General features: G+C 68.6%; 20 protein-coding genes. 11 read left to right on the top strand and 9 right to left on the bottom strand.

The window, feature by feature from the left end; translation table 11 throughout:
* Positions 1-525: 525 nt before the first annotated feature.
* The 4 genes from D7X55_RS44395 to D7X55_RS00315 all read left to right on the top strand — a co-directional run bounded on the left by D7X55_RS44395 (position 526) and on the right by D7X55_RS00315 (position 6,185).
* Positions 526-1,104 (top strand): transposase domain-containing protein, encoded by a 579-nt coding sequence (locus tag D7X55_RS44395; RefSeq protein WP_233609417.1) that lies wholly within the window; start codon positions 526-528, stop codon positions 1,102-1,104.
* Entirely contained in the window at positions 1,062-1,874 is an 813-nt protein-coding gene (locus tag D7X55_RS44390) for an IS4 family transposase (RefSeq protein ID WP_233609416.1), read from the top strand. Before D7X55_RS44395 ends, D7X55_RS44390 begins: the two co-directional genes overlap by 43 nt.
* A gap of 64 nt (positions 1,875-1,938) precedes the next feature.
* A complete protein-coding gene (locus D7X55_RS00320) occupies positions 1,939-5,499 on the top strand; it encodes a DUF4157 domain-containing protein (RefSeq protein WP_121721842.1) in 3,561 nt (1,186 codons plus the stop codon).
* Complete coding sequence (locus tag D7X55_RS00315) at positions 5,496-6,185, top strand: hypothetical protein (RefSeq protein WP_120546835.1); 690 nt, start codon at positions 5,496-5,498, stop codon at positions 6,183-6,185. The genes D7X55_RS00320 and D7X55_RS00315 overlap by 4 nt, the downstream gene beginning before the upstream one ends.
* 56 nt (positions 6,186-6,241) lie before the next feature.
* On the opposite strand, the gene D7X55_RS00310 is transcribed toward D7X55_RS00315, so the two are convergent.
* Positions 6,242-6,958, bottom strand: coding sequence for a hypothetical protein (locus D7X55_RS00310; RefSeq protein WP_147442646.1), 717 nt, complete (start codon positions 6,956-6,958; stop codon positions 6,242-6,244).
* Positions 6,959-7,067: 109 nt separating this feature from the next.
* Here D7X55_RS00310 and D7X55_RS00305 point away from each other — a divergent pair, with 109 nt between their 5' ends.
* Positions 7,068-7,325, top strand: a complete 258-nt coding sequence (locus tag D7X55_RS00305) for a hypothetical protein (protein ID WP_120546837.1) — start codon at positions 7,068-7,070, stop codon at positions 7,323-7,325.
* 118 nt (positions 7,326-7,443) lie between these two features.
* Here D7X55_RS00305 and D7X55_RS00300 read toward each other — a convergent pair whose 3' ends face one another.
* Positions 7,444-8,634 (bottom strand): kelch repeat-containing protein, encoded by a 1,191-nt coding sequence (locus tag D7X55_RS00300; RefSeq protein ID WP_158626290.1) that lies wholly within the window; start codon positions 8,632-8,634, stop codon positions 7,444-7,446.
* Positions 8,635-8,930: 296 nt separating this feature from the next.
* Between D7X55_RS00300 and D7X55_RS00295 the strand changes: the two genes are divergently transcribed.
* On the top strand, positions 8,931-10,097 hold the full coding sequence (locus tag D7X55_RS00295) for a hypothetical protein (RefSeq protein WP_233609414.1): 1,167 nt from the start codon (positions 8,931-8,933) through the stop codon (positions 10,095-10,097).
* Positions 10,098-10,121: 24 nt separating this feature from the next.
* On the opposite strand, the gene D7X55_RS00290 is transcribed toward D7X55_RS00295, so the two are convergent.
* A complete protein-coding gene (locus D7X55_RS00290; protein WP_120546839.1) occupies positions 10,122-10,517 on the bottom strand; it encodes a hypothetical protein in 396 nt (131 codons plus the stop codon).
* Between the two features lie 146 nt (positions 10,518-10,663).
* Positions 10,664-11,251 (bottom strand): Crp/Fnr family transcriptional regulator, encoded by a 588-nt coding sequence (locus D7X55_RS00285; RefSeq protein WP_120546840.1) that lies wholly within the window; start codon positions 11,249-11,251, stop codon positions 10,664-10,666.
* 67 nt (positions 11,252-11,318) lie between these two features.
* Here D7X55_RS00285 and D7X55_RS00280 point away from each other — a divergent pair, with 67 nt between their 5' ends.
* Entirely contained in the window at positions 11,319-12,569 is a 1,251-nt protein-coding gene (locus tag D7X55_RS00280) for a sterol desaturase family protein (RefSeq protein ID WP_120546841.1), read from the top strand.
* A 50-nt stretch (positions 12,570-12,619) separates the two neighbouring features.
* Positions 12,620-13,441 carry an alpha/beta fold hydrolase gene (locus D7X55_RS00275; protein ID WP_121721839.1) on the top strand — a complete coding sequence of 274 codons (822 nt, stop codon included), beginning with the start codon at positions 12,620-12,622 and terminating at the stop codon, positions 13,439-13,441.
* On the opposite strand, the gene D7X55_RS00270 is transcribed toward D7X55_RS00275, so the two are convergent.
* Complete coding sequence (locus D7X55_RS00270) at positions 13,419-14,714, bottom strand: DUF418 domain-containing protein (protein WP_306437693.1); 1,296 nt, start codon at positions 14,712-14,714, stop codon at positions 13,419-13,421. The genes D7X55_RS00275 and D7X55_RS00270 overlap by 23 nt on opposite strands.
* Positions 14,715-14,847: 133 nt before the next feature.
* Between D7X55_RS00270 and D7X55_RS00265 the strand changes: the two genes are divergently transcribed.
* Complete coding sequence (locus D7X55_RS00265; RefSeq protein WP_121721837.1) at positions 14,848-16,374, top strand: hypothetical protein; 1,527 nt, start codon at positions 14,848-14,850, stop codon at positions 16,372-16,374.
* On the opposite strand, the gene D7X55_RS00260 is transcribed toward D7X55_RS00265, so the two are convergent.
* The 4 genes from D7X55_RS00260 to D7X55_RS00245 all read right to left on the bottom strand — a co-directional run bounded on the left by D7X55_RS00260 (position 16,350) and on the right by D7X55_RS00245 (position 18,980).
* On the bottom strand, positions 16,350-16,895 hold the full coding sequence (locus tag D7X55_RS00260) for a DUF2378 family protein (RefSeq protein ID WP_233609413.1): 546 nt from the start codon (positions 16,893-16,895) through the stop codon (positions 16,350-16,352). The genes D7X55_RS00265 and D7X55_RS00260 overlap by 25 nt on opposite strands.
* 125 nt (positions 16,896-17,020) lie before the next feature.
* Positions 17,021-18,082, bottom strand: coding sequence for a hypothetical protein (locus D7X55_RS00255; protein WP_147468212.1), 1,062 nt, complete (start codon positions 18,080-18,082; stop codon positions 17,021-17,023).
* Positions 18,028-18,480 carry a phage holin family protein gene (locus D7X55_RS00250; protein WP_233609412.1) on the bottom strand — a complete coding sequence of 151 codons (453 nt, stop codon included), beginning with the start codon at positions 18,478-18,480 and terminating at the stop codon, positions 18,028-18,030. The genes D7X55_RS00255 and D7X55_RS00250 overlap by 55 nt, the downstream gene beginning before the upstream one ends.
* Before the next feature lie 68 nt (positions 18,481-18,548).
* Positions 18,549-18,980, bottom strand: coding sequence for a hypothetical protein (locus D7X55_RS00245; protein ID WP_121721835.1), 432 nt, complete (start codon positions 18,978-18,980; stop codon positions 18,549-18,551).
* Between the two features lie 399 nt (positions 18,981-19,379).
* On the opposite strand from D7X55_RS00245, the gene D7X55_RS00240 reads away from it, so the two are divergent.
* Together D7X55_RS00240 and D7X55_RS00235 are read left to right on the top strand one after the other, a co-directional pair.
* On the top strand, positions 19,380-20,558 hold the full coding sequence (locus tag D7X55_RS00240) for an efflux RND transporter periplasmic adaptor subunit (protein WP_120546849.1): 1,179 nt from the start codon (positions 19,380-19,382) through the stop codon (positions 20,556-20,558).
* A 21-nt stretch (positions 20,559-20,579) separates the two neighbouring features.
* Positions 20,580-23,687, top strand: coding sequence for an efflux RND transporter permease subunit (locus tag D7X55_RS00235; protein ID WP_121721834.1), 3,108 nt, complete (start codon positions 20,580-20,582; stop codon positions 23,685-23,687).
* Position 23,688: the final 1 nt, after the last annotated feature.

Raw genomic sequence — 23,688 nt, 5'->3', positions numbered from 1 at the left:
CCCCCGCACAGCCGACAGCCCCCACCGCGCCGCGAGCGCCTTCCGGAAAGCCAAGGCCGATTTGAACGCCCCGGTCGAGAAGCATGGGGCGGTGAAACGGGTGCTGGAGCAGGGCAAGTCCACCCCCAGGTGGCCCGTGACCTGGCCTTGACGGAGTCGGCGCCCCCGAAAGGACCCTGGAGTTCGAGCCCCCAGCAGCCAAACTGCAGCAGGTGTTGCGTTGACCAATTGAGTGCGCCGCGGCGACTGCGCCTGGGCGAAGAGGCCCGAGTCCGAGCACAAGAAGGGAGCCGATGGCTCCAGCCGCCGGACGTGCCTCGAGGCGAGGAAGACCTCCTCGCTCGCCGTCCCCTGCCTGGCCAGAAGCGTCTCCCCCTTGGCGGGCGTTTCCATGGAGGGAACGCAGGATGTGAACGCGAGCGGCGATGGGCGCACCTGGCCCCAATGCCGATCAGATAGGTGGTCCTTGCGAGGACCTACCGCCATGGTTGAGGGTGTGGCGATCTCATTCTTGGAGATCGCCACATGGGGCTTTCCCAGGCCATCCAGGGGGCTGCGATGGTGGCCCCCGAGCAGTTCGACCGGTTTCGGCAGCACATTGACCCGGTATGGGTGGAGGAAGCCGTGGTGGCCACCGGCTTCGCCTCGATACGCCGTCGGCGCCTGCCGGCAGACCAGGTCATCTGGTTGGTGGTGGGCATGGCGCTGATGCGCAATGAGTCCATCCAGCGCGTCGCGTCCATGCTGAATGTGGCGTTGCCGACGGGGGCGGGCTCGACGGACGTGGCGCCGAGCGCTTTGACCCAGGCACGCCAGCGCCTGGGCGACGAGCCGATGGAGTACCTCTTCAATACGACGGCCTCGGTGTGGGCCCACCGCAGCGCCCGGGCGCGCCCCTGGCACAAGCTGGCCGTCTATGCCCTGGATGGCACGACGGTGCGGGTGCCGGACTCGCCCGACAACTGGAGTCAGTTCGGTGGCAGTCCGGGTAACGGCACTCGCGCCGGTAGCGCCTACCCAACGGTGCGGGCGGTGGCGCTGAGGCGGCACGCTCCCACCTGGTGGCGGCGGTGCGCTTTGGGGCCTACGCCACGGGAGAGGTGACACTGGCGGCGGAGCTATGGAGTCAGCTGCCAGAGAATTCAGTCGTCATCGTCGACCACAACTTCACCGCGGTCCGCGACCTGATGGAGATTTCCTCGGGGGCCAAGAACCGGCACTGGCTGGTGCGGGCCAAGGCTCATATGAAACCCGTCCGGGTCGAGAAGCTCGGTCAGAACGATGACCTGGTGGAACTGCCGGTCACCCGCACCATGCGCGCTTCGAGCGCCAAGCCCCTGCCCGAAGCCGTCCGCATGAGGGCCATCCGCTACCAGCGACCGGGCTTCCGTGCCGCAGTGCTGCTGACGTCGCTGCTGGACCCGAAGAAGTACCCGGCCCAAAAGATTGTCCAGCTGTACCACGAGCGATGGGAAATCGAGCTGGGGTACGACGAAATCAAGACGCACCTCTTGGACCGGCAGGAAGCCATCCGCAGTCGCACGCCCCAAGGTGTCCGGCAGGAGGTCTGGGGCATCCTGCTGGCCTACAACCTGGTACGCGTGGAGATGGAACGGGCCGCGAACGAAGCCGGCGTGGAGCCGACGCGCATCAGCTTCGTCAATGCGCTGGCGCTCATCCGAAACGCATGGCTGGTCTGGTCGACCCCGCCGCTGGCACCCGGGCGGATTCCAGAGCACCTGCTCGATTTGCGCAGGCACCTGGGGTTGCTGCTGTTACCGGAACGAAGGAGCGAGAGGCGCTTCCCTCGAGTCGTAAAAATCAAGATGAGTAACTACGACAAGAAGTGGGTGAAGCGCCCCCAGCCTAACTGACCGGCATTGGTGCTAGAATGGGACAAGCACAAGAAGACGCAATGCATTGGCAAAGGAGCGCGGAATGGGTTCCCGGATCTTCTTGGAGCGGAACCGTGCGGGCCCGGCTCCGGCGACGAATGGGAAGCGTCCCCAATCCTCGTGTGCTGGATGTCGGGACGGTCATGAGGCGCTGCGCCGCGTCCTTGGGGATGAACAGTCTCCCTCAAGCGAAGCCGAGCAGGTCCCACGGGGGCTGCCGGCGGCTTCCTTCGACTTCGCGAAAATTCCGCTCTACTCCGCCAAGGAACGAGAGCTTCTGCCCAAGGCCTGGTCGGCATCAGCGGGCGGCGGTGGGCTCGAAGGAGAGGCGCGTCGGTTCGTCACCCAGCGCTTTGGCTCCGTGTCCGCCGCGCCGCGGGCGGCAGCGGGCCACGCACAGCTTGAAGCCGAGGCGGAGCGGCTCGCCTTTGGCGGAATGACCGGCCAGCAGGCACGGGTGCTCGCCCGGCCTGCCGCGCCGGCGGGTGTGGCCGAGCGGACGCTCATGGCCCATGCCCTTCGCGAGCCGGGCAGCCCCTTCCCGGCACCGGTGCGAGCCTCATTCGCCCACCGCTTCGGGCAGCCCCTTGAGGACGTGCGACTCCACGTCGGCGAGGGAGCGGACACGGTAGCCCGTGCCCTGGGCGCACGTGCCTTCAGCTTCGGTGCGCACGTCGGCTTCTCGCACGGCGCGTGGGCGCCGGAAAGCGCTGAGGGACGGTCACTGCTGGCACACGAGCTGACGCACGTGCTCCAGCAGCGCGGCGGCCCTCCGGCGCTCCTGCGGCAGGAACAGCCCCGCGGCATCACGTTCTACTTCTCTGTTCGCGTCGGCCAGGAACTGGACTCTGACACGCTGCTCCTGGAGTTCATCCGGCAGTACACGCGCTTGCAGACGCTCGACGAGGCGCGGGCCGCCCGGGAAGCCGCGGACTGGCGCTGGGCGGGAACGCCCCAGTCCGCGAGCGCAGAGGACGTCCGGCGGGGCTACGTGCTCATCCATGTCCGGGACCGCTCACTCTCAGCGACCTCGCCCGAGGAGCAAGCCGAAATCCAGGAGGAGGTGAGCGGCCTGGACCCGGCGGAGCGCGATGCCCTCCATGCTGAAGTCGACCGGCGATTCTGGGAGCGCACCCAATACCGTCCGGGAGAGCGCCTCGGAACGAGCCAGGATGACCGGCGCATGGCCGAGTACTGGCGCCACCTCCGCGCGAACCTCGTCCGGACGCGCCGGGCCCTCCTGTCCCTCCCAGCGCACGTCCGGGCCATCCTTTTCGACCCCCGGAGCACCCGGCACCTGTCGCCTGCGGACTACGACAGAGCGCTGCGCGTGGGCCAGCGGCTGGCATCGCTCTCCGCGGCCGAGCTCGCCGACTGGCAGTCGCGCATTGGCGGCGTGACGGACGACTGGGCCACATTCGAGTCTTCGCTCGGCAACTACCTCGCCGAAGAGGCGGAGCGGAGGCAGGAATCCCTGGAGCGCGGTCGTCTCTCCACCCGCCTCTACGGCCTCGATGAGGTCTACTCCCTCTACCGGAACATGCAGGCCACCGAGAGCCTCGCGGGCTTGCCGGCCAGCGACGAGTTCGGCGTGAGCGACCCGGACGTCGTGAACGCGCGCCTCGAGGCACCGCGCATGCGCGAGACGCTGGAGGCATCCCTCCACGCCCATGGCTTCGCGAGCATCGCGGAGTTCGAGCAGGCGATAGGGGCGTGGCGCGGCGCCTTCGAGCGCGAGACGGTCCGGGTGGCGGACGTGCTGCTTGACCGGTTCGACCACCTGCTCTTCGTCGCCGAGCAGCGCTACTCAGACCCCGCGGAGGCCGCCGCCCTGGCGCGGGCCGTGGCGGCCACCGGGGCCCCGGCGCACTACGCCGAGGCGGACGTGCAGGGCGAGCGGGCCACCTGGCGGCCCCGGCATGCGATGGACGAGGGAGGGGGCTTCAACGACGAGGTGGCTCTGGAGGCTGCCTTCGCGTCGGTGGAGGCGGAGCGCGCCGGCACCGAGGCCCTGCGGCCGCTTGCCAGTGACCACCCCCTCCTCGGCCTCCCGGACTTTCCGCTGGAGCGGCTGGGCCGCGCCGCGCCGGATGACGTCCAGCGGCTCGTGCTCGCCTACGTTTCCGAGCACCGCGCATCGGTGGTGTCCACGCGAGCGGAACTCCATGCCGGCCCCAGCCTCATCTACAAGCTCGATGAGCTGCTGGCGGCCTCATACGAGGCGCAGGGAATCACGCCGGGTACCATCTACGACCGGATCATCCGGGACCACGTCTCGGATGAGGGCATTGAGGCCCTTGTCGAGGGGCTCCTCCTCGGTGTCGTCACGCTGGCACTGACCGTGCTGAGCTTCGGCACTGGCACCCTTGCGGCCGCTGCGGGCGTCACCGCGTTCGGGTTGAGCGCCTGGCAGGCGATGGACGCCTGGCGGGAGTACCTGCGCATGGAGCGAGCCTCCGACGCGCAGCTTCTCTCCGAGGACCCGTCGATTGCCTGGCTCGTGCTGGCCGTGGTTGGAGCGGCGGCGGACTTCGGCTCGGCCCTGGCCGCGGTGCGCGCCCTGCGCCCCGCCGCGGAGGCGTTCAACACCACGGGCGAGTTGGCCGCGTTCCGCCGGGCCGTGAACGAGATCCCGTCACTGGATGCTCGGATTGCCAGCGCGGCGAACAGGGCGGTCAATGCCGAGGATGCGCTGCGCCAGCAGTGGCAGGCCCTGCTGGGAGTCGCGACGCGCGCGAATGACATCATCGGCGCTGTCACGGAGGCGGGTGGCCGGCTCATGGTGATGGCCTGGCATCTGGCCCGCCGGGGTTACTGGCGCTTCGACCAGTTCCTGGCCGAATTGCGCCGGGCGGAGTTTCTCCTGGACATCGAGCGACTGGCGCCCGAGGAACTCACCGCCCTCAAGCGGCTTCACGACGAAGGTCTGCGACGGGCCCGAGATGGCTTCCTCCCCGCGTCGGGCCTCTCGCAGGAACTGCGCGCGGCGCTCAGCCCCGACTCCATCGACGATGCCGCCGCCTACGGCCGGTTCCTCGGCCTGGAAGACGACGAGGTCCTCGATGTGCTGGAGGCCCAGGCGGTCGTCGCCAGAACCCGGGCCGACGCACTGTCGCCCAGGGCCCTCCAGTCCGCGATGCAAGAGCGGGCCGCTGTTCCGAGCGCCGCGGAGGCGCTGGTCCCGGACGTCAGGGCACTGCCAGAGTCGCGCGCGAGGACGGTGGGCGCCATCGAGCAGTCCTACGAGATTGGCGTGAGTGAGGGGCGGGCCCTGCTGGAAGGGCGAGGCTGGCGGCAGTGGGAGCATTGGATCAACCCCTTCGAGTTCAACGGGCGCTATGGCCAGGGGCTGGATGACGTCTTCGTCGACGATGCGGGCCGGCTGTGGATAGTGGAGTACAAGGGTGGAACGGCGGAGCTGTCGCCTGGTCAGATGAGCACTCGGTGGGTGAGGCGGCAGATTGACCGACTCTTCGATGCGGGCCATGAAGCCACGGCGGCCCGCCTGCGGGAGGCGCTGGACGACGGCACCTTGAGCGGCGCCGTCGTGTCCACGCCACATGGCCAACCCGCCAGGCTCATCCAGGAGTTTACCTACCCATGAGCCTGACCGACGCGGAGCGAGCCGTCCTGGAGCGAAGACGGACGGGCCCCGAGGGCCTGTCCCGGGCGGCGGCTGCGATGCTGCTCGATCGCGCCCCTGACGAAGCTCGCCGCCAGTTGATTGCCGAGGAAGAGGTGTTCAGCCGGGACCTTGCCCGAGCGCTCCCGCCAGATCCGCAGCGCTTCGGTTTTTCCCCCTGCGACTTCGCCATGCTGGCGTCCGTGCGGGTCCTGTGCCGGACACGGGAGGCCCGAGAGCTGGCCCCGCTGAGGATGGCCTTCGAGCCGCCGTTCTCTACCACCCACTACACCGGCTGCGGCCCCGTCGAGCGCGAGCCCGCGCTGATGCTGCTCGCCTTCCTCGCGGAGGACGAGCCGCGGGCGGCCCGGCACCTGGTGCGCATCCGCCACAAGGCACTCCCCCTGCTGGACAGCTTCCTGACGCAGACGCTCAGCCTGATGATCCGGGGCCGGGGGCAGGAGGTTCCTGCGCTATTCAAGCAACTCGAGCCCCAGTACGTGGCCGCGATGGCCCAGGGCCTGTGGCGCACCGACCCAGAAGCCTTCCTGCATGTGCGCCTGCTCGCTGCCCTGCAGGTGGGGCAGGAGCGTGGGTTGATTGACCTCGCTTCCCTTCCAGACGCCATTCCCTACGTGCCGCTGGGGTTGCTCACAGGGCGCTCCTGACGCTGTACCAGCTGCCACCCCGCAGTTCCGCAACCGCAGCCCATTCGAGGCCTGAATCAGGGGAAGGTCGGGAGCGACGAGGGAAAGGCGTGAGCGCGTGGGAAGCCGTGCTCGAAGAGTTCCTGGAGGAGCCGGCAGCGCTCGGGTTCGACGGAGGCGTCGCAGGTGGAGGCTTCCCGCCGGAGCTCTTCGATCGGGACGAGCGAGGAGTCCACCGGGCGCAGCGCCTGGGAGGAGTAGGCCCACGCGTTCCCCACGCGATACGCGGGCTTCTCGTCCGCGTGACAGAACGCGCAGCCCGTGAGGTCGGGCTGGAACATGACCTTCGTGTACGGAGCCTCGGGGGGCACCTCGGCTTCGATGGGGAAGGCCAGCTCTCCCTTGATGGAGCGGCCGGAGGCGTCCAGTTGGCTGAACTCGACGATCTCCGCTCCCGGGCCGTCGGGGACGACGGAGAGGATGAGGGAGCCCGAGAACAGGAAGATGCGAGGGCTGCGCCGGCCATGCGCGGGCTGCGCGCTGAATTCGCTCTCCGTGGCACTCATCCGCAGGGGACGGTCCAGACTCTCCACGAGGCAGGCCACGGAAGTGGGGCGGGGCAAGGAGTTGATGAGCGCCACCGCCTCCTCGATGGTTCCGGGGGCGCCCGTGGCACCGCCGGAGGGAACGCAGGTGCGGGGAGTCTCATCCGGGGGATTCGACGCGCCGCACCCCGCCGCCAGCACCGCCATCGCCACCTGCGCGAACGCCCTCTGTCGCCACCTGCGCCTCACGTGTGACCTCCAGGGAGCATCATGCGCCCGTGGCCACCCGAGCGCGAGCGTTCCATGGTCTCGCGGACCCTGCACGTCTTGCCCGCAGCCACCCAGGAACCCCGACACGATGCTCCCCTTGCAGCGCTGGTTGTCCCAAGAGGAAGCCGCCGCCTACCTGCGCCCGTGCACGGCCTTACGGTGGCTGGCAACCACGGAGCTATCCCAGCGGCAACAGCTGGAGGAGCTCCGTGCGCACTGGCTCCCCCGGCTGACCGGCGCCGAGGTGCGTCCGGAGGCCCTGCGCATCATCCGCAAGGCCCTCAACTCGAAGAAGCTCGTCGTGGAGCGTGACGCCCTCCTCCGGTTGCTGGACGGAAGCGCATGACGCGCCTGCTGTCGGACGGCACGACGCACTGGCTCTCTCAACTTGAGCAGGTCCGCCATGCCTGCGTCGAAAACACGGGCTGGAGGCCTTCACGGTCTCCAGCCTGTTTCGCTTCAGGTCACGGGGTGTAGAGCTCCGTGGAGGCGAGCCCCAGGCCCGAGCTGTTGGTGCCGCCCACCGCCAGCACCTTGCCCGACGGCAGGACGCTGAGCGTGAACTGGTTGCGCACCGCGAGCATGCTGGCCGTGGCGCTCCAGGTGCCGGTGGCCGGGTCGTACAGGCTCGCGCTGGACAGGTACTGCGTCGTGGTGCTGCCGCCAATCTTGTTCAGGCCCCCCGCCGCCAGGACGGCGCCCGAAGGCAGGACGACGGCGGCGTGGCGGTAGCGCGCGCCGACCATCGTGCCCGCGGACGTCAGGGTGCCCGCGCTGAACGACTCAGCCGCGGAGACCGAGTAGTGGCTGGTGACCCTGCCGTCGCCGGCAATGCCTCCCACGATCAGCGCATCACCAGAAGGCAGCAGGAGCGACACGTGCTCGCTGCGCCCCGTGGCGAGGTAGCCCGCCGAGGACCAGGTGCCGGTGGCCGGGTCGTACAGCTCCGCGCTGTCCAGCCGGTACAGGGAGGTGAAGACCATGTAGAGGCCGCCGCTGACGAGCACCTGCCCGTTGCCGAGCAGCACGGCGGAGTGATCCATGCGGCCCGTGGCGAGGCTGCCCGTGGTGGACCAGGTGCCGGTGGCCGGGTCATACAGCTCGCAGCTGGTCAGGTAGACGCCGCCGGTGCCACGGCCGCCCGTGACGAGGACCTGTCCCGAGGACAGCAGGGTCGCGGTGAAGTTGGTGCGCAGCGTGGAGAGGCTGCCGGTGGCGGTCCACGTCCCCGTCGCCGGGTCGTACACCTCCGCGGTGGTGGTGCTGCCGAAGGTGCCGCCAATGACGAGCACCTTGCCCGACGACAGCAGGACGGAGACGTGGGCCGAGCGGGCCGTCGTCATGCTCCCCGTGGAGGCCCAGGTGTTGGTGGTCGGGTTGTAGAGCGCCGCGCTGGAAAACGGACCGGCCGAGCCCGACTCGCCACCGGCCACCAGCACCTTGCCCGACGGCAGGACGGTGGCGGTGTGGTTGTAGCGGGCCGTGGACATCGACGCGGCGGAGCTCCAGCTGGCGAGTGCCTGGCGCTCGGTGCCCACCTCGACCGCGGAGGAGGCCCCCGCCGGCGTCTGGTCGTCGGACGGGCCGGGACCGCAAGCCGTGCTGGTGAGCAGGAACACGATGGATGAGAAGGCGGATGCGAAGGAACGCGTCATGGATTGTCCCCCTTGGACGAAGCCCTGCCAGGGCAGGAATGTCCTTGTCATGTCAGGGCGTGATGGCCAGCTCACGCGAAGGTGGAAGCCTTTCCTCCCCTCACGGGCCGGCGACACGCATCCTTGTCACTGACAATGGAAGACTTCAAGCGGGCGCCCACAGCCGGGTGGCACCCCGCACTCATGGGTAAAGCACCACCCCTGCACGCCTTGGTTCGCCATTCCTGGGAAGTGACATGCGCACCGTCCATGGTGAAGCGGGCTGGAACGCAGCGGATTGAGCGACAATGGCGGACATGGCGGTCCGCCTTGCGTTCATCGTGTGTCTCCTCGCCGCCGTGCCCGCCGCCGCCAACGTCGCTGCCTCCTCGCGGACGCCAGCGGCCTTGACCCTGTCATCAGGGACCGCGCGCACGCGCACGGAGGTGCTCAGCGAGCAGCTGGACTTCGACTGCGCGGAGGAGGCGCAAGAGGCGGTCTGCCGCTTCGAGGCGCGCTACCGGCTGCGCAACGGCACCTCCGAGGCGGAGGTCATCGATGCCGCCTTCCTGGGAGTCCGCACGCAGGAGGTCCGCGTGCGATTCGATGAAGCACCTCTTCCGGTGACAGATGCGCAGGCGGCCGCGCCAGGCCCCATGACAGAGTCTGGAGGGCTCGCGGACTCCGGAGCGGAGCGCTTCGGCTTCACCCTCACGCTTCCGCCCGAGCGGGAAGGGGAGCTGGTGGTGCGCGGCCAGATGCAGCTCGAGCAGCGCTTCCTGCCCACGGGCTATGTGTGGCCCGCGGTCCAGTCGCGCCACGCGCTTCTTTCCCCCAATCGTTCGCGGGCCACGCATTGGGACATCGACTACTTGTTGGGACCCATCCGGACCTGGGCGGGCAACCCCACGCTCCACATCACGGTGCGGGTCCCCTCCTCATGGGAGGTGGGCAGCAGCCCGAACACCTCGGCGCGCTCGCTGCCGGTGGCCACGGGCTGGCAACTCCGGCACGAGGGCGGACAGGTGGTGGCGGAGCGGAGCCTCACGGCGGAGAGCGCTCCCGAATGGCTCAACGTCACGCTGACGAAGCCCAAGCCGTGGTGGATTCCGGGCGGTGTGCAGCTGGGCCTGGGCGCGCGGCTCGGTGACGGCTCCCGCTTCATGGCGCGGCTCGGCTACCAGCTCGCCGCGCCCGAGTCCTTCCTGCATTCGGTCTCGGTGGAGACGGATTTTCGAGAGCAATTCGTCATCACGCCGCTCACGCAGTACGCGACGCCGCAGGTCGCCATCATTCCGAGCTTCGGGCTTGGCGTGGGTGTGCCGGTGCAGGTGCTCCCTGACGTCAGGCCGGGACTGCGGCTCCTCGCGGACCTGCACTTCGGTCCGGTGGGAGCCGCGCTCAGCTGGGACCACCATCCTGCGCTGCGGGAAGGCACCGACTCCTTCTCGCGGCTCATCCTCCTGCTCCAGGTAGGGCTGTAGACCACGGGGCGGAGCGCTGGCGGGCTACTTCTTCCGGCCCTTGCCCTTGCCGCCCTTGTGGTGGTCGTCGTGATGATCGTGGTGGTGATCATCATGGTGGTCGTGCTCACGGTAGGACGCGGGCACGGCCGCCCGCTTCTTCGGGTGCTTCCACCGCTTGTAGCGGCCGGGAGGCACCTTGACGACGGTGACGGGGACGCGGCGTTCCTCCACGTACTCCCAGCCGCCGTGGTAGTCGCGCGCCCGGAACCAGCGCCCATCGCGGCGCACCCAGTACACGTTGTCCACGACGTAGAGGTCCTCGTCGTAGTCCTCCACCACCTGCACGCCGGGCTCCACGACGACGAGCGCAGGCGGGGCCTTGAAGACGATGTCCGGCAGCTTCACGTCGATGTCCACGCGCACCTGCCCGAAGGCCATCGAAGGAAGAAGAATCAACGCTGCAAGCAGTCGGGTCATCTGGCGAGAGTAGAGGCGCGCGTGCTCGCCAGACAACCTCCATTTGTCTCAGGATTCACACGAGGCGTCTTGTCGGCCGGCCGGGCTCGCACTGTGTGTCATTGCGTTCAACCGCTGCGCTTGCGGCGCCGTGACATGATGCGACTCAATCCCACCTCGGTGATGCCGAGGTAGGCGGCCACGTCGCGCTGGGGAATCCGTCCCTTCAGGTGGGGATGCTCGTCCCAGAAGTTCACCAGGCGCTCCTCCGCGGACAGCTCCAGGAACTCCTGCTCGCGGCGCTCCTTGAGGAGGAAGTGCTGTTCCGCCACCCGGCGTGCCAGCCGCTCCCAGCACACGTGGCCCTGCTCCAGCGTCTGGAAGTCCCGCGCGTGGAACACCAGCACCCGGCTTGGCTCCAGCGCTTCAATCGCGGTCATCGACGGCCGCCGCTGCAGCATCTCCGCGTAGGCGCCAATCAGCTCGCCCTCGGCGCGGAAGGCCTTGATGGACTCGCCGCCGCGAGGCGACACGCGCACGCCCCGGAAGACGCCCTGAAGCACCACGGCGAACCGGTCCGCCGCGTCTCCGGGACGCAGGAAGAGCTCCCGCTTCGCGAGCGATTGCTCCTTCGCCACGGCCTCGGCCTTCGCCCATTCCTCGGGAGGAAGCGGGGCCAGCGTGGCGAGGCGCTCGAAGAGCTTGGGGAATCTCATGTCTCCAAGGGTGCTGGCTTGACCTGGGTTAAGGCGCGGGCCGCTGGGGGAAACATATACCGGCGGCATGTCCATCAACGTCTATGCCGTGGCGACGCCCTTCGTCATTGCCCTGGCCCTGGCCGAGTTCGCCTGGTGCGTGGCGCGCAAGAACGGCTACTACAGCTTCCAGGACTCCATCGCGAGCATGGGCACTGCGGTGATGAACCAGTGCGTCAACGTGGCGGTGGCGCTGCTGGTGCTGCCGCTCTTCACGCAGCTGGGCCAGTTCGCGCCGTGGCGGCTGGACGCATCGTCGCCGCTGTCGCTGGTGGCGCTCTTCCTGGGGGTGGACTTCCTCTTCTACTGGTTCCACCGCTTCGGGCACCGCACCAACATCGGCTGGGCGGCGCATTCACCGCACCACTCCACCGAGGAGCTCAACTACGCGGTGGCCTTGCGCGCGAGCGTGACACAGCGGCTCTTCTCGTTCCTCTTCTACTGGCCGCTGGTGCTGATGGGCTTTCCGCCGGAGGCCGTGCTGGCGATGGTGGCCTTCCACCTGGTGCTCCAGTTCATTCCCCATACGCGGGTCATCCCCAAGCTCCCGCGCTGGGTGGAGTCGTGGCTGAACACGCCGTCGCACCACCGCGTGCACCACGCGCGCAATGACGCATACATCGACAAGAACTACGCGGGCTTCCTCATCATCTGGGACCGGATGTTCGGCACCTACGCGGAGGAGACCGAGCCGTGCTCCTATGGCCTGACGACCCCGGCGAACACGTGGGATCCGACGGCCATCAACTTCCAGTTCTGGAGCCGGCTGGTCTCGGACGCGGTCTCCACGAAGAGCCACTGGGACCGGCTGCGGCTCTGGGTGATGCCCACGGGCTGGCGGCCCGCGGACCTGCCGCCTCGCGCGCTGGGGTACTGGAAGCAGGAGGGCGCGGAGGTGAAGTACCACTCGCGGGAGCTGCCGGGCGTCCGGGGGTACCTCGTCTTCCAGTTGTTCGCGTCGATGCCCTTCATGCTCCTGGTGAGCCACCATGCCTCGCCGCTCTCCGGCTGGCAGAAGGTCGTGTTGAGCCTGCTGCTCTGGGCAATGGCCACCGCCTGGAGCGGGATGCTGGAGTCGAAGGCGTGGAGCGAGCCCCTGGAGCTCACCCGGGTGCTCGCGATGGGAGTCGCCGTGACGCTCTGGCTGGTCCAGGCCCGAGCGCCCCAGGCCTGGAGCGCGCTCACGGCGGCGTGGTGGATGGTCTCGCTGGTGTGGCTGCGTGTGGCACGGGGGGCCACAGGCATCCGGCCTGGACTCCGGTCCTGGTTGTCGCGGTAGGGCACGCCATCCACCTTCCGAGTCCCCCTGCTGAATGCTCGGAGAGGTCGATGACCACTCAACAGAACCTGCGACGGTTGGGCCTGTTTTGTGTCCTGCTGGCTGTCAGCGCCATTCCCTCCCGGGCTGCCGCGGCCGACGACGCGTGGGAGGCCCGCTGCCGTCGCAAGCCCACCATCGTCCTCGTCCACGGCGCGTTCGCTGACGCATCCGGCTGGGCGGACGTGATGAAGCGGCTGCAGAAGCAGGGCTATACGGCCCATGCGTTCGCCAATCCCTTGCGGAGCATGTCGGGGGATGCGGAGTACCTGCGGTACTTCCTGGGGACCCTCAGTGGTCCCATCATCCTGGTCGGCCACTCCTACGGCGGAGCCGTCATCACGAACGCGGCCACCGGGAACCCGAACGTGAAAGCGCTCGTGTACATCGCCGCGTACGCACTCGATGAGGACGAGAGCATCTCGGAGGCCAACACCCTTGGCGGCGGCGACTCCAAGCTTGGCGAGCACCTCATCTTGCGCCCCTTCCCTGGAAGTGTGCCCTTGAACGCCGACGCATACATCGACCCCGCATTCTTCCGTCAGCTCTTCGCGGCCGACCTCCGTGAGAAGGACGCGGCGGTGCTGGCCGCCAGTCAGCGCCCGGCCGCCAGCTTCGTCTTTGATGAGCCTTCCGGCCCGCCAGCGTGGAAGTCCATTCCGTCCTGGTACCTGGTCGCCAGCGACGACAACACCATTCCTCCTGGGGCCGAGCGCTTCATGGCCCGGCGCGCTCGCGCCCGGACCTACGAGATCCGCAGCTCACACGTGGCGATGATGAGCCACCCTGAAACCGTCACCGAGCTGATCTTCAAGGCAGCCGGCTGCCGTTGACGGCAGGCGCCGTGCGCTGATTCGCCGCATCCTCGCGGCGCATGGGCTGCGCCTTCCCATACGTCAGCGACCGCCACACCCACTCCGCGGGGCCGAAGCGGAACCTCGCCAGCCACAGGTGGCTCCACACCACCTGGACGCTGAAGACAGACAGGCAGTAGGCCACGCAGGCCGCGGGGCCCAGCTTCGTGATGAAGCCCAGTCCGAACCCGTAGAAGAACAGCACGCTGATGATGGACTGGGACAGGTAGTTCGTCAGCGCCATGCGGCCCACCGGCGCGAGCAGACCCAGCCCCCGCTGCCAGGTGGCCCGCTGGAAGAGCAGGGCGATGCCGGACACGTAGACGGCCGCGAAGCCCAGCTCGCCCACCTGACGCAGCGGCGCCATGGCGAAGGACACCCATGCCGGCAGCGACTCCGGGGTGAAGACCTGCTTCACCAGGAGCTGCTGCAGCACCAGCCCGCTGCCGCTGCCAATCACCCCGGCCACGAGCCCCCACCCGAGGAGCCGGCGGAACAGCCGGAGGTGCTGGGGCACGTCGTGGAAGATGCGGCGCTTGCCCGCCAGCAGGCCCAGCAGGAACCGGCCGAACGTGGAGAGCATGATGGTCAGCAGCAGCGGTGAGTAGTCGTGGAAGAAGAAGTGGAACGTCGCCTTCGTCGTGTCCAGCCAGCTGCCATGGGCGTAGGCCGCCAGCGTCCGGGCCTTGATGGCCGCGGACCGCTCGTTGGCCGCCTTGACGATGGCCGCGCCGGCCTCCGGCGTGTCCGCCATCAGCTGCGGGAGCTTGAGCATGACCACGCCGATGACGGACCCGACCAGGGCGAACAGCAGGGCGCTGACAAGCAGCGTCCGGTCCGAGCGCCCCCGGAACAGCAGCAGGCCGAGCCCCAGCACGGCGTACGTGCTGAGGATGTCGCCGTACCAGATGAGGAACAGGTGGCTGAGCCCCATCGCCAGCATCACCCCCAGCCGCCGGACGTAGAGCGGCGTGATGGAGGCCCCCCGCGCCTCGGCGCGGCCCATCTGCACCGCGAAGCCGAGGCCGAAGAGGAACGAGAAGAGGGTGATGAACTTCCCGGCCACCAGCAGCGCGAACCCCTGCCAAGCGACAGTGTCGGCGAGCGACGCGGTGGTCAGCGCCGAAAGGACCTGCTCGCGCGGCAGGAAGGCCCTGCCGCTGAACCAGCCCATCACGTTGGAGATGAACACGCCGCACAGCGCGAAGCCACGCAGCGCGTCGAGCAACACCAGCCGCTCGCTGGAATCCACGGGGCGGGCTTCGGCGCTGGAGGGCGAAGCCTCGGAAGGGGCTGGGGTCATGCTTGGGAAAGAGTGGTCAACGCATGCCTGCTTACCTCTACTCCAGACACAGGTAAGAATGGAAGGTGGAGGAGATTGGCAGATGCGGTGTCATTTCTTGCTGTTCGCCCTGTTGCTGTCCGCGTGCGCTTCCCAGGGGCCCGCGTCACGTCCGGTCTTCTTCACGCCTCCGGCGGGAGTGGCTTCCGGCGACTACGGCACCGCGAATCCATTCCTGCTCATGGACTCCGCGCCGGACGGGAAGTGGCTCCTCGCCTGCCAGGCGCGAGAGGACACCAACGGCGATGGTCGCATCGCGACCGTCTTCGGCTTCCACGGCAACATCGTGGGGGACGTGCTTCGTCCGTATCTCTTCCTGGAGCCCGGCGCGGGCATCCGCATCGACGAGGTGCTCGCCGTGGCTCCCTCGGGGCGCTTTCTTGTCGTGGTGCGTGACACGGCGCTCTGGCTCCTCGACGTGGAGACCCGGAAGGAGACGGTGCTGGCCTCGGGCGTCACGCCTGACACGACGAGCCCCCATCCCCCCATCCGTGCCAGCTTCTCTCGTGATGGCCTGCGGCTGCTCTACCTGCGTCCCGACGGAGCCGTCGTGCGCGACCTGTTTCTGGGAACCGAGCGCGTCCTCGACGCCGGGCGAGGACGTGTCGGGCAGGCCTCGCTGGATCCCTCCGGTCAGTGGGCGGTGTTCGACGTGGTGGAAGACACGAACGCGGATGGCAAGGAGACCTGGCCCCACGAGGACACCACGCTCGCATCCGCGACCTGCCGGCCGCCGGTCCTCTCCAGTTCACACTTCGGCTGGGAGGGCGACACCCCCGTGCGCCGCTACCGCCGGGTCTCGGGAGGTCCGCTTCTGCAGGGCGAGGATGTCCTGCAACCCCTGGGGGAAGGAATGCTGCGTCGCGCTCCGGACCGCTCCATCTTCCTCGAACATGCGGATGGAAGGCGGGAGACCTGGGTCCCTTCGAGCTGCAATGCAACCCTGGTGTTCGCGGACGCGGCACGCGAGCAGGTCGTGGTGGTCTGCGAGAGCCAGCCGGACCTCGGCCCGTTGGAAGTGCACGGCGCCCGGATTCATCAACCCCTGGGTTGGCGGATGGCTCTCCCGTTTTCGGAAAGATCCATCCACCTGGCCGGACGGGACGGAAGGCTGTTGTCGTTGTGGGTTGCTTCCGAGCATGAGCCGTCCGATTCAGTGCCCATCGTCATCGATTTGGAGCAGCGCATTGCTCGAGCCGTGCCCTTGGGTCAGGTCGTGGCTTTGCTGGGGGGACATGCGTTGCTGGAGGAGAGCGTCAAACTCGCGGAGCCCTGCGGCCGGTGCGGAAGTCGGCTGTGGCTCTGGAAGGTGGGGACAGGTTTGCCCCCGAGCGTCCTGGGCGAATCGACGCACTCAGGCCTGTTCTGGGCGGGCGACACGGTGCTCGTCATGGGGATGGTGGTCAACCTGCGAACGGGCAGGGTGCTGGGGAGCGTCACGGACGAGCCTCTGGCGCTCGATACCCAGGGGCGTGTTCTGCACCAGCGACTCGCCCCCATGGAGGAACCGGGCCTGGCCCCCGCCGGCCCTGTCCGGTGGCTTGCTCACGAACCCCAGCGCACCCGGTAGGAACAGGCGTGGCCGTCGAAGTCGAAGGGCTCCACGCGGAGGTTCTTCGCGCCGGCCCGGGTCAGCCCCGCTTCGATGATGCCCAGGTGGTAGCCCGGGTTGCCGTTGCACTCGCTGACCTTGATGGTGTGGTCCGCGCGGCCGTGGGTGATGAGCTCGGTCTTCAGGTAGTTGTTCACCGTGGCGAAGCTCTCCTGCATGCGGGAGAGGACCCGGTCGGGCCCGAAGATGGGCCACAGCGACACGAGCGCCTTGCCCAGCAGCGTGTGCTCCAGGCCGGCGATGACGCCCATCCCCAGCCGCCGGTAGCCTTCGTGCGCGTCCACGTTCGGGTAGAGGTAGCGCGCGGTGATGCTCAGGGCCTCCGCGAAGACGTGGCGGGGCGTGTGGTGCGGAATCTTCTCATCCAGGTCCAGGCCAATGGCCCGCAGCTGGCCCTTGAGCTCCGGCGTGAGACGCGGGCCCAGGGAGCGCAGGAAGAGCCCCTCGATGGCGTGGCGGTAGACAATCTCTTCACTCACCCCGGCACCCATACCTGCATTGACCCTGTAATGCACTCGCGCGCGGGGTGAATCCGAGACAGCAAGGCCCCCAGGTCAGACAGCCAGACCTGGGGTGCCTCCGTGTATCAGCGTTATTCAGGGACTCAATGCACCTTGGGAGCAATCGTATCCAGCGGCGGCAGCGGCGGGATGCCGCCGGTCGCGCCCATGGAGACGGAGTCCGTGCGGGACAGGTCCTCCTCCTGCGACGCTTCGCTGCCCTCCAGCTTCTGGCTCACCTGGTCTCCCAGCTGGGACAGGCCTTCCTGCGCGCGGCGCTTGGCCGGCTCCAGGAGCTGGCGCTCCTTGTCCGTCACCGGCAGCAGGCTCGCGGCCATCATGCCCAGGGCCACCGCGCCCAGCGCGAGCGCCAGGGGCTGCTCCTCGAGGGCCCGGTCGTACCACTGCGAGGTGCGTCCCCGGAGGGCCTGGGGCGACGGCACGCGCTCGCGCAGGTGCGAGGCCTGGCTGCGCACGGCGTCCGCCGCGTCATGGACCCGGCCGCGCACGTTGTCCGCGGCGCTGCTCACGCGGTCCTTCACGTTCTCCGTGGTGTTCCCCACGCTCTCCTTCGCCATGTGCAGCGCTTCGCTCGCGCGGTCCTTGAGGTGCGCGCCCTCGTGCTCACCCGAATCCGCGCTGTATTCCTCGCGCGTGTTGTATCCGGTGACGGGGATGACCCGGCCCGCGTCATAGGTGCCGTAGTACTCGCGCTCGGCCGTGTACAGCGGGATGCGCTCGCGGCCTGGCGGGACCCGCTCATGGTCCCGGACGCGGTACTCGCGCTCCTCGATGCGCGAGCGGAAGGCCCGCTTCATCAACATGGAGCCCACGCCGGCACCCACGAGCGCGCCCAGCAGTCCCAGCCCCCGTGGCGTGTGGGTGGCCTCATCCGTCCATTCGTACGTCTTGCGCATCGCCTTCTCCTTGGCCTGTGATTTCCAGTCGAGCACCTTCTCGCGAGCCTGCTGTTTCAGCTCCTCGCGCTTCTCCGCGGCGAGCTGCTTCGCGTGCTCCGTCACCTCTTCCTTCTTCTCCAGCGCGAACTCCTTCGCGCGCGCCTTCAGCAGCTCGGGATTCGCACGGCGGCCGAGCTCGTCCGCCAGCACGCTCATGCGTGCCCGTGCATCTGCGATTTCGCGGAGCGCATCGTCGTGCTCGCCCATTGGCTGTCCTCCTTGAGGGTCTGGATGGTCTTGCGCGGTGCATGCACCGCCTTGAGTCGTTTGGCGCCCACGGCGGCGATTCCCGCCCCCGCGGCGATGAGCAGCACGGTCACCAGCAGCGCGCTGGCCCACAGCGGCATCACTTCCGCGAGCGCGATGACCAGGAAGGCCACCAGGGCCATGGCGCCCAGGAGGAGCACCACGCCGCCCGCGGCGAGCATGCCGCCACCCGCCGCTGCCTTCTTCGCCTCGGCGCGCATCTCCGTGCGCGCCAGGCTGAACTCCGCCCGCAGCAGGTGCCGGCCCTGCTCCAGGAACTCCGACACGATGGTGCCAAGCGACTGCTCGCCCAGCGAGTCCGTGTCACGGAAGCCGTCCGACGGGCGTCGGGACCGCACTTCGTCCTCGTCCAGCCCCATGTATTGACCGCGTGCGCGTGAGGATGAGGGATCCATGTCCGTCCCCCTCACGCCTTCAGGAATCGAGCGGCGACGAAGCCGAGCAGCGCGCACCCCGCCAGCGCCACGCCCGGGCGCTCGCGCATCCGCGTCTGCGCCTGGCGCAGCAGCTCTTCCGTCGAGTTGTTTTCGAGCGTGTCAGAGGCCTTGCGCACGAAGCCCACGGCGCTGCCGATGAGCTGCTGCGGAAGCTGCGTGTCCCCCTGGCCGGAGATGGACTCCAGCTGCTTCGCGAAGCCGTTGAGGCTCTCCACCAGGACACCCTTGCGGGAGTCCACCTGGGAGAACGCGCGCTGACGGGTGATGCCGCCAAGGCGCTTCACCTGCTCCTTGCCCTCCTGCTTCAGCCCCACGCGCTCACTGCCCGCTGCCGACGAGGACTGGCTGTCACTGTAGAAGCCGGGATTCCTCAGGCCCTCTTGCTCGATGATGCTGCCCATGTCGCAACCTCCCCTGGCGTGATGTGTTCATGTGTGTCGTTGAACGACTGCTCATCAAGCTATGCAATCAGCCGGAGGCTGCCGTGGAGGGCGTGTGCGCTGGTCGTGGAGCAGGCGGAATGGCATGCCCCGCGCCTGGGAATAGCTCGCCAGGTGAGACGGGGTGTGTCCCACGGCTCTATCGCTGTGTCGTGATGGGCCCGGGGGTGTGGACCCACGTCCGATGCCGCGAGGCGCGCGGCCCACTAACGGGCACGCCGCCTGCCCGCTCGGCAAAATCGACCAACCCCAGAGGTCACAACCTGAACGGATTTTCAAGGGAGCAAACGCGAAACGGTTCGGCTAGAGCGCGGCGCATTCCCTGACCCGGCTGCCTCCCGCCAGCCCGTGGGTGCCACGATGCATGCCTCCGCTCCTGAAGTGACGTCCTCCCCACCGCCTCGCGCCAGCCGCCTCAAGCGGTGGATCATCGGCGTGGTGCTGCTGCTCGCGGTCTTCGCGGGGCTCGCCGCCGTCAAGGCAGGGCAGATCGTCTCGATGATCAAGGCGGGTGAGACCTTCGTGCCTCCTCCCGAGTCGGTCACGTCCGCCCAGGCGGAGTCCTTCGGCTGGCAGGGGACGCGCAGCGCCGTGGGCACCGTGCTGGCGCTGCGGGGGGTGACCCTGAGCGCGGAGCTGCCGGGCGTCGTCAACGACATCCGCTTCGAGAACGGCGCCTCGGTGAAGAAGGGCCAGGTGCTCGTCCAGCTCGACACGTCCAGCGAGCAGGCGCAGCTGGCCGGCGCCGAGGCCGACGCGGAGCTCGCGCGGCTGACCCGCGAGCGCGCCGAGAAGCTCAACGCCCAGGGCGCCAACACCCAGTCGGACCTGGACGCCGTCCGCGCGCGGGCGCTCCAGTCCTCCGCCACGGTGGCCCACCTGAAGTCGCTCATCGCCAAGAAGACCATCCGCGCGCCCTTCGATGGCCGCATCGGCATCCGCCAGGTGGAGCTGGGGCAGCTCGTGTCGCCGGGCATCCCCATCGCGTCCCTGCAGTCCTCCTCCCCGGCGCTGGTGGAGTTCCAGCTGCCCCAGCAGTCGCTGGCCCAGGTGAAGCAGGGCCAGAAGGTGCGGCTGCGCGTGGACGTCTTCCCGGGCGAGTCCTGGGAGGGGGAGCTGACCACCATCAACCCGGAGGTGGAGCTGTCCTCGCGCAACGTGCGCATGCGCGCCACCGTGCCCAACGCGGACGGCCGGCTCCTGCCGGGCATGTTCGCCAGCGTGGAGGTGCTCTCCGACGCCAGCGAGCAGGTGGTGGCCATCCCCGCCACCGCCGTGCTCTTCGCGCCCTACGGTGACTCGGTGTTCACGCTCTCCGAGGGCAAGGACGCCGCGGGCAAGGCGGCCCTGCTGGCGCGGCAGCAGTTCGTGCGGCTGGGAGAGCGGCGGGGGGACTACGTCGCGGTGACGTCCGGCCTGAAGCCCGGGCAGACCGTGGTCAGCAGCGGCGTCTTCAAGCTGAAGAACGGCGCGGCCGTGGTCGTGAACAACGCGCTGGCGCCTCCCGTCGAGGCCGCGCCCCAGCCGGTGAACCCGTAAGGGACGCAAGAAGGCGAACCCATGAACTTCACCGACCTGTTCATCCGGCGCCCGGTCGTGGCGCTGGTCGTCAACCTCATCATCATCATCGCCGGCCTGCAGGCCCTGCGCTCCCTCAACGTGCGGCAGTACCCGCGCAGTGAGAACGCGGACATCACCGTCACCACGGTCTACGTCGGCGCCAACGCGGAGCTCGTCCGGGGCTTCATCACCACGCCGCTGGAGCGCGTCATCTCCGCGGCGGACGGCATCGAATACGTCGAGTCCACCAGCTCGCAGAACGTCTCCATCATCCGCGCCCGGCTCAAGCTCAACTACGACGCCAACCGCGCCCTGAGCGAAATCAGCGCCAAGGTGGACCAGGTGCGCGGCGACCTTCCGCCGGAATCCCAGGTCCCCATCCTGAGCATCGAGTCCGCGGACAGCCAGTTCGCGGTCGCGTACCTCAACTTCACCTCCGAGTTCCTGGAGCAGAACGAGCTGTCCGACTACCTGGTGCGCGTGGTGCAGCCCCGGCTGTCCTCGGTGGAGGGCGTGCAGCGCGCGGACATCCTCGGGGCGCGCACGTTCGCCATGCGGGTGTGGATGAAGCCGGACCAGATGGCCGCGCTCAACGTCAGCCCCATCCAGGTCCGCCAGGCGCTCGCCACCAACAACACGCTCGCCGCCGTGGGCCAGACGAAGGGCTCGCTCGTGCAGGTGAACCTCACGGCGAACACGGGCCTGCGCTCCGTGGAGGAGTTCAAGCAGCTCATCGTCCGCAAGGACGGCGGCGCGGTGGTGCGGCTGTCGGACGTCGCGGACGTGGTGCTGGGCGCCGAGGACTACGACACCGACGTGACGCTCAACGGGAAGACGGCCGTGTTCGTCGGCATCTGGGCGCTGCCCAACGCCAACTCGCTGGACGTCATGCAGGGCATCCGCGTGGAGATGGAGTCGCTCAAGAAGGACCTGCCCGAGCAGATAAAAGGCGGCGTCGCCTTCGACGGCACGGACTACATCCAGAACGCCATCGACGAGGTGGTGAGCACGCTGATTGAGACGCTCATCATCGTGGTCCTCGTCATCTTCCTGTTCCTGGGCTCGGTGCGCTCCATCCTGGTGCCGGTGGTGGCCATCCCGGTGTCGCTCATCGGCACGGTGTTCCTGATGCAGGTGTTCGGCTTCACGGTGAACCTGCTCACCCTGCTCGCGGTGGTGCTGTCCGTGGGCCTGGTGGTGGATGACGCCATCGTCGTGGTGGAGAACGTGGAGCGCCACCTGCGTGAAGGGCTGCGCCCGGTGGATGCCGCCCTCAAGAGCGCGCGCGAGCTGGTGGGCCCCATCATCGCGATGACCCTCACGCTGGCCGCGGTGTACGCGCCCATCGCCTTCCAGGGCGGCCTCACGGGCTCGCTGTTCCGCGAGTTCGCGCTCACGCTGGCCGGAGCGGTGGCCCTGTCCGGCGTGGTGGCGCTGACGCTCTCTCCGATGATGTCCTCCGTGCTCCTGAAGGCGGGGCACGAGGACAAGGGGCTCGCGGGCGTCATCAACCGCGCCTTCGAGCGCCTGCGGGCCGCGTATGCGCGCTCCCTGGACAGCTCGCTGCTGGTGCGCGGGCCCGTCTACGCGGCGTGGATCTTCCTGAGCGTGCTCGCGCTGATGATGTTCAGCCAGTCGCCCCGGGAGCTGGCGCCGGTGGAGGACCAGGACTTCGTCATCGGCATCGTCAGCACTCCGGCCAACTCCACGTTGGATCAGCTGAAGCCGTCCATCACCAAGACGAGCGAGACGCTGATGTCGATGCCGGAGTCCAGCTTCAACTTCCAGATCGTCCAGCCGAGCAACGGCTTCTGGGGGCTGGTGCTCAAGCCGTTCAAGGAGCGCACGCGGACCACGGCGCAGGTGCTGGCGGAGGCGCAGGAGCGGGTGAACGCCATTCCGGCGGTCCAGACGTTCACGCTCCAGCCCCCCGCGCTGCCGGGTGGTGGCAACTTCCCGGTGGAGTTCGTCATCGCCTCCACGGCGGAGGCGGACGAGCTGCTGGGCTTCGCGCAGCAGCTCCAGGAGAAGGCGGCGCAGAGCGGCCTGTTCGCCTTCCCGCCCATCATCGACGTGAAGCTGGACCAGCCCCAGTCGGAGCTCGAGGTCGACCGCGAGAAGGTCGCGCAGCTGGGCTTGAACCTGGGGACCGTGGGCCAGGACCTGGGGTCCGCCGTGGGCGGCAACTTCGTCAACCGGTTCAACATCGCGGGCCGCAGCTACAAGGTCATCCCGCAGGTGCTGCGGACCTCGCGCCTCAACCCGGAGCAGCTCAGGGACATCCACGTCACGGGCCCCGACGGCAAGCTCGTGGCCCTGTCGTCCATCGCGACGCTGAAGGACAAGGTGGCGCCCCGGTCGCTCAACCGCTTCCAGCAGCTCAACGCCGTCAAGCTCAGCGGCGTGGCCATCCGCCCGCTGGATGAGGCGCTGACCTACCTGGAGACGGAGGCCTCGCGCATCCTGCCCGCGGGCTACCGCGTCGACTACACGGGTGAGTCCCGGCAGCTGCGCACGGAGGGCGACTCGTTCGCTCCGGCGTTCGGGCTGGCGGTGGTGTTGATCTTCCTGGTGCTCGCGGCGCAGTTCAACAGCTTCCGGGATCCGCTCATCATCCTCGCGGGGTCGGTGCCGCTGGCGCTGTTTGGCGCGCTGGTGACGACGTTCCTGCGGATGCCGAACCCGACGATGCCGTACTTCACGGACAGCTTCACCACCACGCTCAACATCTACTCGCAGGTGGGCCTGGTGACGCTGGTGGGGCTCATCGCGAAGAACGGCATCCTCATCGTGGACTTCGCCAACCGCCTCCAGGAGGAGGGGAAGACGAAGCTGGAAGCGGTGAAGGAGGCGGCGTCCGAACGGCTCCGTCCCATCCTGATGACGACGGTGGCGACGGTGGCGGGCCACTTCCCGCTGGTCCTGGTGTCGGGACCGGGCGCGGCGGCGCGCAACAGCATCGGGCTGGTGCTGGTGACGGGCATGGCGCTGGGCACGCTCTTCACCCTCTACTTCGTGCCGGCCATCTACCTGCTCATCGCGAAGACGCGCACCGTGGCCCCCCCCGAGGCCGCGGAGGTCCAGGCAACGCAAGACGCCGCCGCGTAGA

Source organism: Corallococcus sp. AB049A (assembly GCF_003668885.1).
GTDB classification, from domain to species: Bacteria; Myxococcota; Myxococcia; order Myxococcales; family Myxococcaceae; genus Corallococcus; species Corallococcus interemptor.
Note: the sequence above shows the minus strand (reverse complement) of the source record. Positions and strands in the feature narration are given on the sequence as shown.

Excerpts from the sequence above, each read along its gene's own strand:
- D7X55_RS00245 (WP_121721835.1), bottom strand. The coding sequence starts at position 18,980 with ATGGGCAGCATCATCGAGCAAGAGGGCCTGAGGAATCCCGGCTTCTAC.
- D7X55_RS00300 (WP_158626290.1), bottom strand. The coding sequence starts at position 8,634 with ATGACGCGTTCCTTCGCATCCGCCTTCTCATCCATCGTGTTCCTGCTC.
- D7X55_RS00320 (WP_121721842.1), top strand. The coding sequence starts at position 1,939 with ATGGGTTCCCGGATCTTCTTGGAGCGGAACCGTGCGGGCCCGGCTCCG.
- D7X55_RS00280 (WP_120546841.1), top strand. The coding sequence starts at position 11,319 with ATGTCCATCAACGTCTATGCCGTGGCGACGCCCTTCGTCATTGCCCTG.
- D7X55_RS00265 (WP_121721837.1), top strand. The coding sequence starts at position 14,848 with ATGCGGTGTCATTTCTTGCTGTTCGCCCTGTTGCTGTCCGCGTGCGCT.
- D7X55_RS44395 (WP_233609417.1), top strand. The coding sequence starts at position 526 with ATGGGGCTTTCCCAGGCCATCCAGGGGGCTGCGATGGTGGCCCCCGAG.
- D7X55_RS00290 (WP_120546839.1), bottom strand. The coding sequence starts at position 10,517 with ATGGCCTTCGGGCAGGTGCGCGTGGACATCGACGTGAAGCTGCCGGAC.
- D7X55_RS00315 (WP_120546835.1), top strand. The coding sequence starts at position 5,496 with ATGAGCCTGACCGACGCGGAGCGAGCCGTCCTGGAGCGAAGACGGACG.
- D7X55_RS00285 (WP_120546840.1), bottom strand. The coding sequence starts at position 11,251 with ATGAGATTCCCCAAGCTCTTCGAGCGCCTCGCCACGCTGGCCCCGCTT.
- D7X55_RS00275 (WP_121721839.1), top strand. The coding sequence starts at position 12,620 with ATGACCACTCAACAGAACCTGCGACGGTTGGGCCTGTTTTGTGTCCTG.
- D7X55_RS00295 (WP_233609414.1), top strand. The coding sequence starts at position 8,931 with ATGGCGGTCCGCCTTGCGTTCATCGTGTGTCTCCTCGCCGCCGTGCCC.
- D7X55_RS00240 (WP_120546849.1), top strand. The coding sequence starts at position 19,380 with ATGCATGCCTCCGCTCCTGAAGTGACGTCCTCCCCACCGCCTCGCGCC.
- D7X55_RS00255 (WP_147468212.1), bottom strand. The coding sequence starts at position 18,082 with ATGGGCGAGCACGACGATGCGCTCCGCGAAATCGCAGATGCACGGGCA.
- D7X55_RS00235 (WP_121721834.1), top strand. The coding sequence starts at position 20,580 with ATGAACTTCACCGACCTGTTCATCCGGCGCCCGGTCGTGGCGCTGGTC.
- D7X55_RS00305 (WP_120546837.1), top strand. The coding sequence starts at position 7,068 with ATGCTCCCCTTGCAGCGCTGGTTGTCCCAAGAGGAAGCCGCCGCCTAC.